This is a genomic window from Nostoc sp., from assembly GCF_036917775.1.
Classification (GTDB): Bacteria; Cyanobacteriota; Cyanobacteriia; order Cyanobacteriales; family Nostocaceae; genus Nostoc.
In genome coordinates, this window is the sequence record NZ_JBALEQ010000152.1 from 1 (window position 1) to 12,501 (window position 12,501).

16 protein-coding genes are annotated in these 12,501 nt (G+C 41.0%); 8 read left to right on the plus strand and 8 right to left on the minus strand.

The window, feature by feature from the left end:
- Window positions 1-168 precede the first annotated feature (168 nt).
- The 3 genes from V7K69_RS30150 to V7K69_RS30160 form a co-directional block, all read right to left on the minus strand.
- Entirely contained in the window at window positions 169-1,953 is a 1,785-nt protein-coding gene (locus V7K69_RS30150; protein WP_335041451.1) for a tetratricopeptide repeat protein, read from the minus strand.
- Complete coding sequence (locus V7K69_RS30155) at window positions 1,943-3,235, minus strand: ATP-binding protein (protein WP_335041453.1); 1,293 nt, start codon at window positions 3,233-3,235, stop codon at window positions 1,943-1,945. The genes V7K69_RS30150 and V7K69_RS30155 overlap by 11 nt, the downstream gene beginning before the upstream one ends.
- 500 nt (window positions 3,236-3,735) lie before the next feature.
- Complete coding sequence (locus V7K69_RS30160; RefSeq protein ID WP_335041455.1) at window positions 3,736-3,948, minus strand: hypothetical protein; 213 nt, start codon at window positions 3,946-3,948, stop codon at window positions 3,736-3,738.
- A gap of 177 nt (window positions 3,949-4,125) precedes the next feature.
- On the opposite strand from V7K69_RS30160, the gene V7K69_RS30165 reads away from it, so the two are divergent.
- The gene (locus V7K69_RS30165) at window positions 4,126-4,494 is read left to right on the plus strand and encodes a hypothetical protein (protein WP_335041457.1); all 369 of its coding nucleotides are present in this window, start codon (window positions 4,126-4,128) and stop codon (window positions 4,492-4,494) included.
- Between the two features lie 108 nt (window positions 4,495-4,602).
- Complete coding sequence (locus V7K69_RS30170) at window positions 4,603-5,166, plus strand: Uma2 family endonuclease (protein WP_335041460.1); 564 nt, start codon at window positions 4,603-4,605, stop codon at window positions 5,164-5,166.
- Between the two features lie 169 nt (window positions 5,167-5,335).
- On the opposite strand, the gene V7K69_RS30175 is transcribed toward V7K69_RS30170, so the two are convergent.
- The 3 genes from V7K69_RS30175 to ndhC are packed head-to-tail and all read right to left on the minus strand — an operon-like array spanning window position 5,336 to window position 6,949.
- Entirely contained in the window at window positions 5,336-5,866 is a 531-nt protein-coding gene (locus V7K69_RS30175; RefSeq protein ID WP_335041462.1) for an NAD(P)H-quinone oxidoreductase subunit J, read from the minus strand.
- Window positions 5,859-6,596 (minus strand): photosynthetic/respiratory NAD(P)H-quinone oxidoreductase subunit K, encoded by a 738-nt coding sequence (ndhK, locus tag V7K69_RS30180; protein WP_114080395.1) that lies wholly within the window; start codon window positions 6,594-6,596, stop codon window positions 5,859-5,861. The genes V7K69_RS30175 and ndhK overlap by 8 nt, the downstream gene beginning before the upstream one ends.
- Window positions 6,587-6,949, minus strand: coding sequence for a photosynthetic/respiratory NAD(P)H-quinone oxidoreductase subunit C (gene ndhC / locus V7K69_RS30185; RefSeq protein ID WP_104908259.1), 363 nt, complete (start codon window positions 6,947-6,949; stop codon window positions 6,587-6,589). Before ndhC ends, ndhK begins: the two co-directional genes overlap by 10 nt.
- A 305-nt stretch (window positions 6,950-7,254) precedes the next feature.
- Here ndhC and V7K69_RS30190 point away from each other — a divergent pair, with 305 nt between their 5' ends.
- From V7K69_RS30190 to V7K69_RS30215, 6 genes are all read left to right on the plus strand, one after another.
- Window positions 7,255-7,590, plus strand: a complete 336-nt coding sequence (locus V7K69_RS30190; RefSeq protein ID WP_335041466.1) for a rubredoxin — start codon at window positions 7,255-7,257, stop codon at window positions 7,588-7,590.
- A 232-nt stretch (window positions 7,591-7,822) separates the two neighbouring features.
- The gene (locus tag V7K69_RS30195; protein WP_335041468.1) at window positions 7,823-8,842 is read left to right on the plus strand and encodes a photosynthesis system II assembly factor Ycf48; all 1,020 of its coding nucleotides are present in this window, start codon (window positions 7,823-7,825) and stop codon (window positions 8,840-8,842) included.
- 138 nt (window positions 8,843-8,980) lie between these two features.
- Entirely contained in the window at window positions 8,981-9,229 is a 249-nt protein-coding gene (psbE, locus tag V7K69_RS30200) for a cytochrome b559 subunit alpha (protein WP_012411800.1), read from the plus strand.
- Between the two features lie 9 nt (window positions 9,230-9,238).
- Window positions 9,239-9,376, plus strand: a complete 138-nt coding sequence (psbF, locus tag V7K69_RS30205; protein ID WP_012411801.1) for a cytochrome b559 subunit beta — start codon at window positions 9,239-9,241, stop codon at window positions 9,374-9,376.
- An 8-nt stretch (window positions 9,377-9,384) separates the two neighbouring features.
- Window positions 9,385-9,507 carry a photosystem II reaction center protein L gene (locus tag V7K69_RS30210; RefSeq protein WP_012411802.1) on the plus strand — a complete coding sequence of 41 codons (123 nt, stop codon included), beginning with the start codon at window positions 9,385-9,387 and terminating at the stop codon, window positions 9,505-9,507.
- Window positions 9,508-9,577: 70 nt separating this feature from the next.
- The gene (locus V7K69_RS30215) at window positions 9,578-9,697 is read left to right on the plus strand and encodes a photosystem II reaction center protein J (RefSeq protein ID WP_012411803.1); all 120 of its coding nucleotides are present in this window, start codon (window positions 9,578-9,580) and stop codon (window positions 9,695-9,697) included.
- A 186-nt stretch (window positions 9,698-9,883) separates the two neighbouring features.
- Here V7K69_RS30215 and V7K69_RS30220 read toward each other — a convergent pair whose 3' ends face one another.
- Both V7K69_RS30220 and V7K69_RS30225 read right to left on the minus strand, forming a co-directional pair.
- A complete protein-coding gene (locus V7K69_RS30220) occupies window positions 9,884-9,994 on the minus strand; it encodes a photosystem I reaction center subunit VIII (RefSeq protein ID WP_084227157.1) in 111 nt (36 codons plus the stop codon).
- 244 nt (window positions 9,995-10,238) lie between these two features.
- Entirely contained in the window at window positions 10,239-12,464 is a 2,226-nt protein-coding gene (locus V7K69_RS30225; RefSeq protein WP_442936210.1) for a hypothetical protein, read from the minus strand.
- Window positions 12,465-12,501 lie beyond the last annotated feature (37 nt).

Sequence of the window (12,501 nt, forward strand, 5' to 3'; positions counted from 1 at the left end):
ACAGATGTCACAAGAACTCCATTAGTTTTATCTTCTTACTAGCTGTTCCTAACCTTATTAGGGGGTAAGACCCCCTATTCGCCAACAGCATCCTTCGAGAAGTCGGGGATCTGGACATCGCGCATTTTCACAACTCAAATAAGATTGCTATAAAATGATATTGTTGCTCTATGCAATGCGATCGCACTCTCCGTTATTCTCCATTGCTCCGACAAGTTTTTCTAGATTTTGACGAATAGAGACACTACGGCGATGATTTACACCCCAGACTCGCTCACAAATATCTAAAGCTTGCAAATAAAGCGGTTCTGCTTCATCGTAACGTCCAGTTGCACGATAAATTTCTGCCAAATTATTGAGACTTTCGGCAACATTGGGATGATTTTCTCCCAATAGGTGCTTATCAAGCTCTAAAGCTTTTATACATAAGGGTTCTGCTTCATTGTAACGTCCTTGTTCCCTGTACATATAACCAAGAGCATAGATAGTATCTGCTAATAGCGGATGCGCTTTTTGTAATACACGCTCCTTGAGTTCTAATGATTGCAAAAACAAAGATTCCGCTTCACTGTAGCGTCCTTGAGCGCGGTATATTAAACCTAAATTGTGCAAATCTGTTGCAACATCGGGATTCTCTTCTCCTAAAAATTGCTTATCTAGTTCTATTGCTTGTTGCGACAACGGTTCAGCTTCACTGTAGCGTCCTTGATGATAATAAAGTAGCGCTAAATTATTTAGTATAAGAGCGAAAGAAAGATGATTTTCACCCAGCAGACGTTTTTCGAGTTCTAATGATTGCAGATACAAAGGTTCTGCTTCGTCATAACGTCCTTGCTCATCATATAGTAATGCCAAATTGTTCAGACTGACGGCGACATCAGCATGGTTTTCTCCCCACAGACGTTTCCTCAGTTCCAAAGCTTGTTGGTATAAGAGTTCTGCTTTAGCATATTGTCCAGTAGATTTGTAAAGTCCCGCCAAATTATTCAAGCTAGTAGCAAAAGAAGGATGATTGTCTCCTAGTAGGCGTTTCCTTAGTTCTAAAGCTTGTTTATATAAGGGTTCGGCTTCGCTGTACTGTCCTGTTGCACGATAGATTCCGGCTAAATTGTTGAGGCTATTAGCTAAATCTATCTGCAAACCTAATTCATTTTGTAGCTCACTCGCCTGTCGCCAATATTTAATTGCTAATTCCTGTTCTTCTTGATAATTTTGAGATTCACCCCGATCTAATCTGCTGTGGTAAATATCGCCCAATCTTGAGTATAAAGTAGCCAAGGTGGGGTCTTTAGTTCCCCGCTCTTGTTCTATTTTCTCGATTAACCTTTGTAAATCTTGAATTGGTAAGAAAAAGCGATTAGTTTCATTAGTATCTGTACTAGCTAATTCTGTGTCTCTAAAAACAAAGCGGATATTTTCTAATTCTTTCCCAGGAATAGCATTTGTCTTTTGAGATTCAAACCGAAATACACCATTACGCCAACTCCAAAAATCAGGCGCTTTTTTAATCAGGTTAACTAAAATTTGGTTAGTTAACCAAAGTACGATCGCAAATGGAAATTCACGCAATCCTTCCCTTGTCCACTGTAAGTAACCAAAAAATTTCTCCTGTTCTGATTGCTCATTTCCCAACCTGAGAAAATACAATTGTTCAGCACCTGTGACAGTAATCACCGCCAGGTCCTGCTGACGGAGATATTCTTCTTGTTGTACCAGTTGGTTAAGAGCAGCTTTGAGGCTTGGTTCTTGACGTGCTAAAGTTACTCGATATGCACGGAAGGCGGGTTGTAGTTCAGCTTCATATTGAGCAATAATCTCATCGCGAAAGCTAGCATCATCGCAAACTGCAATCAGTAAATTTAATCCCCGCCTTTGAGCTTCAATAGAAACAATTAAATCATCATACGCATCTTGATTTTCTCCTTCATCATCTAATAATTCTTCATTCAACATTAATAGCTCCCTGTCTTTTCAAGCTTTCGATAATAATTGGATGAACATCGTACCAAGTTTCATCAGTACGATATTCTAGAACATACAGCCCATGTAGTAAATCCAAAAACTCTGCTTGTTTGGGATCGTTGGGCATAAATTGCTCATAAACACTCTGCAAAATATCGATATCAGTTTTTCCTAAGCGTATGGAAAAATCATTGCGAATTTTATTGATTGCTTGCAGAAGAATTTTATCATCAATGATAACTTTGGCTGAGGGATTTCGCCGGATCATCCGCAAACAAATGCGGCAACATTCCTTAGAGATCCGAATTAACTCTCGTAATACGCCACCACTGTAAATTACAATTTTTTCAGCCGTTTCTGCCGCGATTAATTCACTAGGAATACGTTTTTGTAAAACTTCACCAAGAATCTTGGTTGCTTCCGGGCGAGGTAGGGCATTAGGGAAGCGATTTTTACCTTTATCAAATATTTTTAAGACAGGCATTGCCACAACTTGATCGTTGGTTTCAGTGGCAATTATTGTGCTGATAAATGTTTCTCGAAGGACTGCAATGGGGATAGTGTAGATAATTTGAAAGTTAGGTTGACAAAGAGCTTTAATGTTATCTCGATAAATTTCGTTAACTCTGCCTAAGTCAAGTTTATCTAAATCATCAATAATTACCAAAACATTTTGTTTAGTTGCAGCTTGAATTAAAGCAGCTATTTCATTAATTCTGGCAACTAAATCTGATAACTTGCGTTCAAATTCTTGCTTAATTTCATCCCGAACGCTAGCATCAGCTTTTAATTTAGAGCTAATCAATTTTAAGAGGTCAAAACCTATACTAGCTTCTGCTTGCAAATTTGATTCTTCAGTACGAGTACGGGTAGCAAACCACTTATATAGAGCTTCTTTAGTAGAGTGCGGAATATCAACTCGGCGGCCTTCTGCCTCTGTCATTAAATTAACTGCGATCGCAAACAGTATATTAATATGATTAACAGCCGACATTTCAATTTTGTCAGCAATAGAAAACAGAACTACAAAATATTTATCTTGAATTTGTCGGCTAAATTCAGCTAACAAAGTAGACTTACCACATCCTCGATGTCCTGTAAAGACTATTTTGCCATCTCCATTAGGACTATCTTCGACTAATTGGTTTAGGTCTGCAATTAAATCATCGCCGTATTCGACTCTAAATCTTTCCATTTCGTTCCGTTCCATCAACGGAAATAGTTCGAGATTACTGTATGCTTCTTGAAAGGAGTTTAATAAATCTTCAGACATTGGATAGTGCCGTAAACGTGCTAACTATTCATATAATGGCTCATGATTTTTGAAGCACAAGTTCAGGCAATGTCTAGGATAGAGTATGCTTACAGAACTTCTTAAATTCCGTTAATAAATAACTACTAAGTGAGTGGTATGTTATGTCTTAAAAAGAGATGCCCTAATACCCAAACCTCAACCTATCAATGAGTAACAGAGGTCAATAATCAATAAGACTGAATGATAGATGATACATTCGATAATTTAAACTGAATGATAGATGATACAGATAACATCCTGAAAGCTACTTAACACATAAATAAAATAAAATTTTCAGTTATAAAAATAAATTTTTAATCTGCTTCGTCTCATTCCCCTCTAGCCCATGCGATGGTAACTGTTGTTGCTATTCGTTAGTAGTCTGTCAAAGAATAATCAACGAGTACATTCTTTGTAGAGACGGCGATTTATCGCGTCTTTCTAACGTGTCAGTCTTTTAGACGCGATAAATCGCGTCTCTACATGAGATAAAGCTCGGCGACATCAAAAGCTAGTTTTGCGACATCAAAACTAGCTTTTGCGACATCAAAACCAGCTTTTGTGACATCAAAACTAGCTTTTGCGACATCAAAACTAGCTTTTGCGACATCAAAACTAGCTTTTGCGACATCAAAACCAGCTTTTGCGACATCAAAACCAGCTTTTGTGACATCAAAACCAGCTTTTCTCAACGAATTTCAGCAAATATACCCGCATCTATCTAGTTGGCTAATGCCATCCAATACTTTTATAATTCTGTAACTTCACTGTGGCTGGTGCATCTGCTTGTTGCGTATTTTGATGATATATAAATAACTCAGTGTATAAAGTCAGAGTTATTTATAAATTAATCCAAACAGGAAAACTATATGGCGCAACGGAAACGAAACTCCATGTCACTGACTAAAGCTGAACGACGGATTGAAGGAATGCAGACAATTAACCCTCAGTTAGACTTTAGTAATGGGTTTTCAATTGCTACTTACAACACTAAAGTAATTGAGTTACGCGAAAAGCTAGCCGCTTATAATCAAGCACAGACAATAGTAGATAAGACACACAATGCCTTAATAGAAGCAGAACGAGAATTGAATACTTATTCTGAGCAAATGCTGTTGAATGTTGCATCTCGCTATGGCAAAAATAGTGATGAGTATGAGATGGCTGGTGGAACGCGCAGGTCAGACCGCAAGAAACCACGCCCAGTAGTAAACCAAACAGTGATATCTGTGAAGTAATTGTTTGGACTCGCCGCTTCTTTAGATAAAGGTGCGTTGACCTTTGTGACAACGCACCATTAAAATTAATATAAAGCTAATCAAACTCTTTTTTACAAGAAACACCTAATGCTACAAACCCCATCTAAATTGATCACTTTAGATGAGTTTCTCAAGCTACCAGAAACAGAACCTGCTAGCGAATATATTGATGGGCAAATCATCCAGAAACCAATGCCACAGGGTAAGCACAGCACAATTCAAACCGAGTTTTCTACTAATGTCAATGTAATTCTTAAACCGCAACAGATTGCACGAGCATTTTCAGAATTACGTTGCACATTTGATGGACGCTCAATAGTTCCAGATGTGTCTGTGTTTACTTGGGGTAGAATTCCTCGCGACGAAAAAGGCGAGGTTGCTAATACCTTTTTAATAGCTCCTGACTGGACAATTGAGATTCTCTCACCTGACCAAAGTCAAACAAAAGTCACCAAAAATATTTTGCGTTGCCTCAATTTTGGCACTCAAATGGGTTGGTTAATTGACCCAAATGAGCAAACAGTGTTTGTTTATCTTCCCAAGCAGCAACCAGAAGTATTTGATGAACCACAGCAAAAACTTCCTGTTCCATCTTTTGCTAATGAGTTAAATCTTAGCGTAGCGTCTGTTTTTGGCTGGCTATTAGAGTAATTTTGTAATTTTCTCGATAAATGATAAACAAACACAATAAATAATTGTTTACTTGAAAATAGCTGTAAAACACCAAAAACATAACCCCTCTCCGCCACCGGAAAGGGGTTAATCACTGCCGAAACTATATTGTACAGACGTGATTCATCGCGTCTCGATTCAGCAATTTCTAATAAGCGTCCTGCAACTCGTAGAAATCAGGCGAAATGTAATCCTTCCGCAAAGGCCAACCCACCCAATCTTCCGGCATCAAAATCCGCTTGAGATTTGGGTGTCCTTCGTAGATAATGCCGTACATATCGTAAGACTCGCGCTCTTGCCAATCTGCGGTCTTCCAAATCCAGTACACAGAAGGCACTATAGGATTTTCCCGTGGTAAGAACACTTTAACTCGAACTTCTTCGGGGCGATCGCTATTATCACCGACTTTAATCAAGTGATACATACTCACCAATTCTTGTCCTGGGCCAAGGTCTATACCGCCTTGACACTGGAGATAATTAAACCCATAAGCATAAAGGGCTGTAGCGGTGGGAAGCAAGAAATCTGCCGGCACCTTAATTATCTCTACACCATTCTTATCTGGTGCTAAAAACTCATGGTCAAAGCCATTTTCCGTCAACCACTGGGAAACTTTACCTGCTTGTACCAATGACTCTTCTTTTTCTGCTGGTACTGGTTTAGATTCTTCTTCAGCCACGGGTTTGTTCCTCCTTTTGTGCCTTTGCTGTCAGTAGTGCAGGTGGTATTGGCATACCAATCGCTTCCGCCAATTCCTTCGGTGGTGCAGAGCGAGTATCTGACTGCAAATACTTACCAGTTAAGATTTCTTCCACTGGCTTCAGGTTATGAGTCGTGCTGTAGTAGCGGTGAGTTTGCTTAATTTTATCCCGCTCTTGCATCGATTCATTGGAGATTTTCTTCCGCAGCTTAATAATTGCGTCGATAATTGCTTCGGGACGGGGAGGACAACCAGGCAAGTACACATCTACAGGAATCAGTTTATCGACTCCGCGTACTGCCGTAGGGGAATCAACGCTGAACATCCCGCCAGTAATTGTGCAAGCTCCCATCGCAATTACATACTTCGGCTCTGGCATTTGTTCATAAAGCCGCACCAATTGAGGAGCCATCTTCATCGTGATAGTCCCTGCCGTAATAATTAAATCGGCTTGGCGGGGGCTAGAACGGGGAATTAGTCCAAAACGGTCAAAGTCAAATCGGGAACCAATTAAAGCTGCAAACTCAATAAAGCAGCAAGCAGTACCAAACAGCAACGGCCACAGACTAGAAAGCCGCGCCCAGTCATAGAGGTCATCAACCGTCGTCAAAATGACGTTTTCTGAAAGGTCTTGAGTGATTGTAGTCCGCTCAATGGGGTTGATGATTCGCTGTTTGTCCTGAGTTGTTAAATTAGAATTCAAGACCATTCCAAAGCTCCTTTACGCCACGCGTAAACTAAAGCGACTACAAGAATTGCAATAAAGACTAGCGCTTCAATAAAAGCCAATAACCCCAAACGGTGGAAAGCTACCGCCCAAGGATACAAGAAAACAGTCTCCACATCAAAGACGACGAAGACTAGAGCAAACATGTAGTAGCGGATGTTGAACTGAATCCAGGCTCCCCCGATGGGTTCCATACCAGATTCATAAGTAGTGCGACGTTCTGGGCTGTAACTACTGGGTCGTAGGAGCTTGGAAGCTGAGAGCGCTAAGGCAGGTACTAGGCTACAGATTATAAAGAAGCCTAGTAGGTACTCGTAACCGCTGAGGACAAACACAATGAGTATCTACCGCTTATGGAGTATTTTAAGTGAGGAGTGGGGAGTGGGGAGATGAGGGAGCAGGGGGAGCAGGGGGAGAATAACTATTGATTATTTAACCAATGCCCAATGCCCAATTCCCAATTCCCAATCCCTTAACTGCGTAACTTTCTTTTACATTATATCTGTTTGGTTTTTCTGAAATCTGGGAAATAGATACACTTCAAGTATTTAATTAGCTTTTGATAGTGATAGAAAAGCCTGACAATTATGTCATAATTTTTAACGTATATTTAAGAATTCTCCTCTGCGAGGCCCTAGCCATGAGCGAACCAGCTGTTGAGACTCCGGTGTTAGACCGCTACGAGTGTCGCGCCTGCGGTTATGTTTACGAACCTGAAAAGGGAGACGACAAGCATGATATTCCTTCAGGGATAATCTTTGCAGAACTGCCCCCAAATTGGCGCTGTCCAGTTTGTAGCGCCAAGAAAACCGCTTTTGCCAATATTGGCCCTGCGGGTACTGCATCCGGCTTCAAAGAAAATCTCGGTTATGGTTTTGGTGTCAATAACCTAACGCCAACCCAAAAGAATATCTTAATTTTTGGCGCTTTGGCTCTTGGCTTCTTGTTTTTTATCAGTCTCTACGGCTTACAATGACGGCCGTTATTTGGGAAACAGGGAGTTACTGTGTAATTAAAATCACATAATTGTGTCGTTTTACCAGTTCCGTAGATCGGCAATGACCCTAAATACCATATTGGGTTAATATTTTTTGGAATTTTTGAAAAGCTTTTTAATCTAAAATCCAAAATTGAAAATCCAAAATTGGTATAAGGTAAACCTTTTAGAGAACACCTACAGAAATTTAGAAACAACTTAAGAAATACTAATGCGTTCAATTGTGAAAGGTTGGCAACGAATAGCTGCCTTGTTAATAGTAGTCATCATGTGCATCGGTTGTAGCAAAGTTCCTTCTGTTAGTTACAACCCTTGGAAAGTCATTTCTGTGCCAACAGACTCGAATCTACTGGATATTGCTTTTACTAATAACCCTGAACATGGCTACTTAGTAGGTAGCAATGCCACCCTATTGGAAACCAATGACGGTGGTAATACCTGGAAACCAATAACACTGCAACTGGATGAGCAAAAGTATCGTTTTGACTCAGTAAGTTTTGCAGGTAAAGAAGGCTGGATTGCCGGAGAGCCTGGACTGTTGCTGCATACTACCGATGAAGGTGCTTCTTGGTCGCGTATTCCCCTGAGCGAAAAGCTACCAGGTAGCCCGATCGCAGTTAAGGCACTATCAGACAACACAGCAGAAATGGCTACCGATGTGGGAGCCATATATAAAACCACAGACGGCGGCAAAAACTGGAAAGCTCAGGTGGAATCAGCAGTCGGTGTAGTGCGTAACTTGGAACGTTCAGCTGATGGTAAATATATTGCAGTTTCCGCTAAGGGTAGTTTCTACTCGACTTGGGAACCAGGGCAAGATGCTTGGGTACCTCATAACCGCAATAATTCTCGGCGCTTAGAAAACATGGGTTTTACGGAGAATGGGCAATTATGGTTGCTAGCTAGAGGAGGTCAAGTTCAGTTTAGTGACCCAACTAAACCTGAAGAATGGCAAGAGGCAAAATATCCAGAGTTATCCACCAGTTGGGGTTTACTGGATTTGGCATATCGCACACCTGATGAAATTTGGGTAGGTGGCGGTAGCGGTAATTTGTTACGAAGTGGCGACGGTGGCAAAACCTGGGAAAAAGACCGTGAGATAGAAGAAGTTGCTGCTAATTTGTATAAAATTGTGTTCCTAGAGCCAGAACGCGGATTTATAATTGGCGATCGCGGCGTTTTGCTCAAATATCTCCCAAACCCTGAAACAACTTCCCCAGAAGCCGCTTAATGGGGACTAGGGACTAGGTAAGAGTTTTCCCAATTCCCAATACCTAATTTCTGAGAAGAACTTTGCAACTTGTAACTCTTTCTTAACTTTGTAGGATAATAAACTCAATAACACTCTATGTATAAGGTAGGGATCTAAATGTCAGGTACCACTGGAGAACGTCCGTTTTCGGACATCATTACTAGCGTTCGTTACTGGGTAATCCACAGCATCACCATCCCAGCATTGTTTATTGCTGGTTGGTTATTTGTTAGCACCGGGCTGGCTTATGATGCTTTTGGTACACCTCGTCCCAATGAGTATTTCACACCAGCGCGGCAAGAAGTGCCCATTGTGAAGAACCGGTTTGAAGCTAAAAAACAAGTTGAACAATTTATTGGAAAGTAGTTTTAGATCATGACTAGCGGCAATAACATCAATCAACCAGTTACCTATCCCATTTTTACCGTTAGATGGCTGGCAGTACACACTTTAGGTGTACCCACTGTATTCTTTTTAGGCGCGATCGCCGCCATGCAATTTATTCACCGTTAGGAGCAATTATGGTAGAAAGATCGCCTAATCCCAATAATCAACCGGTTGAACTAAACCGGACTTCCCTATACCTGGGACTACTACTAGTTTTCGTTCTAGGGATTCTGTTTTCTAGTTACTTCTTTAACTAACTGGAACTACTCTTTTTAATCTTTGTTTGTTGAGCGTGTGTTGATTTGTTGTTAAGGGAGGAGAGAAGCTGTGTCTGGAAGTGGGAGAATTCCCCTGTGGGTCGTCGCTACGATCGCAGGTTTAGGTATAATTACAGTCTTGGGCATTTTCTTTTATGGTGCCTACGCCGGACTCGGTTCTTCGATTTAACATTAGTTAGTTTGAACCGAACATTATAAGTTAGGATTTTCTAGCATTTGTTGAGAAATCAACCTTAAAAAAACCGCCTGTCTCTATGAGATAGGCGGTATTAATTTTGGTCAATAGTCATTTGTCCTTTATCCTTTGTCATTTGTTTTTAGCAAATGACTTATGACTCATGACTCATGACTAATATCAGCTGATATCGTCGCTTTCAATGTATAAAAACAGAAATGCGAAGGTTATAGCTGGCAAAACCCAACCAATGATGGGAACGAAGATAGAAGGCAAAAAGGAAGCTGCCATAATAAAGTTCCTGCTAAATAACACTACAATTCAAAATGAGCTTACTGCAAATTCTGCCAGATTTTTGAAATTCTTTCATATTTTTAACACAGCCCATCTTGGGAGAAAAGGGGAGCAGAGGGTAGGGAGGCAGGGGGCAAGGAGCAGGGGGAGAATTCGTAACTCTTAACTCTTCACTCAGCACGGGCTAAACGCCCCGCTACCGCTAACGGAACTGTTTTGCCCAATTCCCAATTCCCTAAAGTTACATACCCAGTAGTTCATCTAGCTGCAAGTTTGGCAAGTCTGGAGGAATTACAGTCCTTACTGTTGTGACTTTATGGCTCTCTTGTTGGGTTGTCAAATCAAGTGCGATCGCTTCTATGCGAATTTCTAAACAGCCAAAGGGAATCTTTAATTGTGTGATTACTTCCAACCCTCCCAAAACATTAGGTAGTAAATTTGTCAATAAATGGGGCCCATCTAGTAACCAGCGAGTTTGATAGTCTTCAACCCATAACTTCACAACCACTTGGGGAGATACTTCAGGCAGTACTACGCGCACTATGATCAGCTTGTCGGCGATTAGTTCGCCTTCTGGTACATACAGTTGCGGAATTGGCAAAGGCTCAATGGCTCCCGCACTTATGGATAGAGAAGGGGATAAAGCTAACTTATCTTCTTCTAACAAGTAATTATTCGTTGTATCGGCTTCTAGTTCACTATCTGTATCATCTACAACGATTTCTTGCGCCAACCAAGCTGACGCTATATTTACTTTTATCGGAGGAGGGGGAGGCGGTAGTTGTCTTACCAGAGCCATTGAAAGTGTTGGTTCAGATATTTTTTCTACTACCGTATCTTCCACTGTCTCTAGATCAGCTTCATTTGCTGTGTCTGCATCTTCCCCTAAGTTCTCAAGATCAACAACCGACTCTTGGTTTTCTTCCCACGTCTCTGTGGCATCATCCAGACTTAATGGCAAGTTGACATCAACATCGGGAGTTCCAGCACTCAGAAAAAGCTGGGTCTGCTGTTCATTGATGGATTCAGGCAAAGAGTATCCTTGGCTTTGCATCCACTTCCTCAGTAAGGGAGATGAGTACAGGTTGCCTGTTGTAATAAATTGTGCATTTGGTTGGGTTTCTACCTCAGCAACGGATTCTTCCTGAAATTGTTCATTTGACTGGGTTTCTATCTCAGCAACAGATTCTTCCTGAAATTGTTCATTTGACTGGGTTTCTATCTCAGCAACAGATTCTTCCTGAAATTGTGCATCATCTAGCACTAATTCCGGTATATTCTCATCCTCAGCTACAATTGCGTCTAATTGTGGCAATTTTTCAGCCGCTTCACCTTCCAATGTATCTGGAAGGACATCATTTTTTACTTCTTCTGCATCACCTGGCAAAGCTTGTACACGTCTCAAGTATGGAAAAGTCGTATCGAGTATTGACATTCGACGTTGCTTGATAACTAACTGCTCCAAGTTGATAGCAGCTATAGTTGTATCCTTTTCTAGAAGTTCCTCTTGTGTAGAGGATTCTGCAATAGCATCTGTGTGGGGGTTGGCATCGATTTGAAGAGGTGGCAATTTCGGCAATTGAGGCGAATTGCTTGAATTTTTAGATTTCCGCAGAGTGGTTTCTCGCAGAACTTGCAGGTTAATTTGCGGCGGTAGGGCTGTATTTGGAGATGGATCGAGTATCTGGGATTGCTCTGTTTTTGAAATCTTGACCAGATTGAATAGTTTTAAATCGATCCTCATCGCGGTCTCTGGCTCTGTGGAAGCATCAGGCGAGTCCGATGGGGCTATAGGGTCATTTAAGGATGTACTAGGTTTTGCTGCGGCTGTTATTGCCAGTAATTCTGTTACATCTGCTGTAATGGTGAAGGACTGGCTGGCTAACCTGATGATTTCATCAACATCGGCGTATCGACCATACAAACTGATATCTGCCAAAATTAACTTCGATTCAAAGTCAGCAGGAATATCAATTGAGGTATTTATGGTGAAGGGCAACTCCTGGTCTGGTAAGTGCCGTATCTGAGTTAAGATTTCCGACTCTAGGGGCGATCGCAATTCAATCCCTAGTTCAAGCGCCTGCAAGCTTTTTGGAGATAATGTTTCACCCTGCTCTAAATTTGTCTTATCTTTAAGTTCTATGCGCCCATTTATTGTAAGAGCTTGTCCCCAACAAGCAATATAACTATCCTGATCTAAAGTTAACAATAATGGTGGTTCTGCTGCTAGCGAATCTGTAACCTCTTCATCATTCAGAAGCAGTTCAGAATCGGGTAAAGCTAAATCTATTAAATTTTGTAAAATTTGCTCTGCCGTTTCACCTTTGAGCCATACAGGACTCACAGGCTCATCGATAACTATATCTTTTTCCGTTTTATCTGGAACAACTGTAGCAATTTCCAATTCTGCCGAAACTGCGATCGCTTCATCTAAAGTAATTACAGGTTCTTCCGGGTCAGTATCCAAATTCTCTTCATCTGGAACAACTGTGGTGACAGGATTG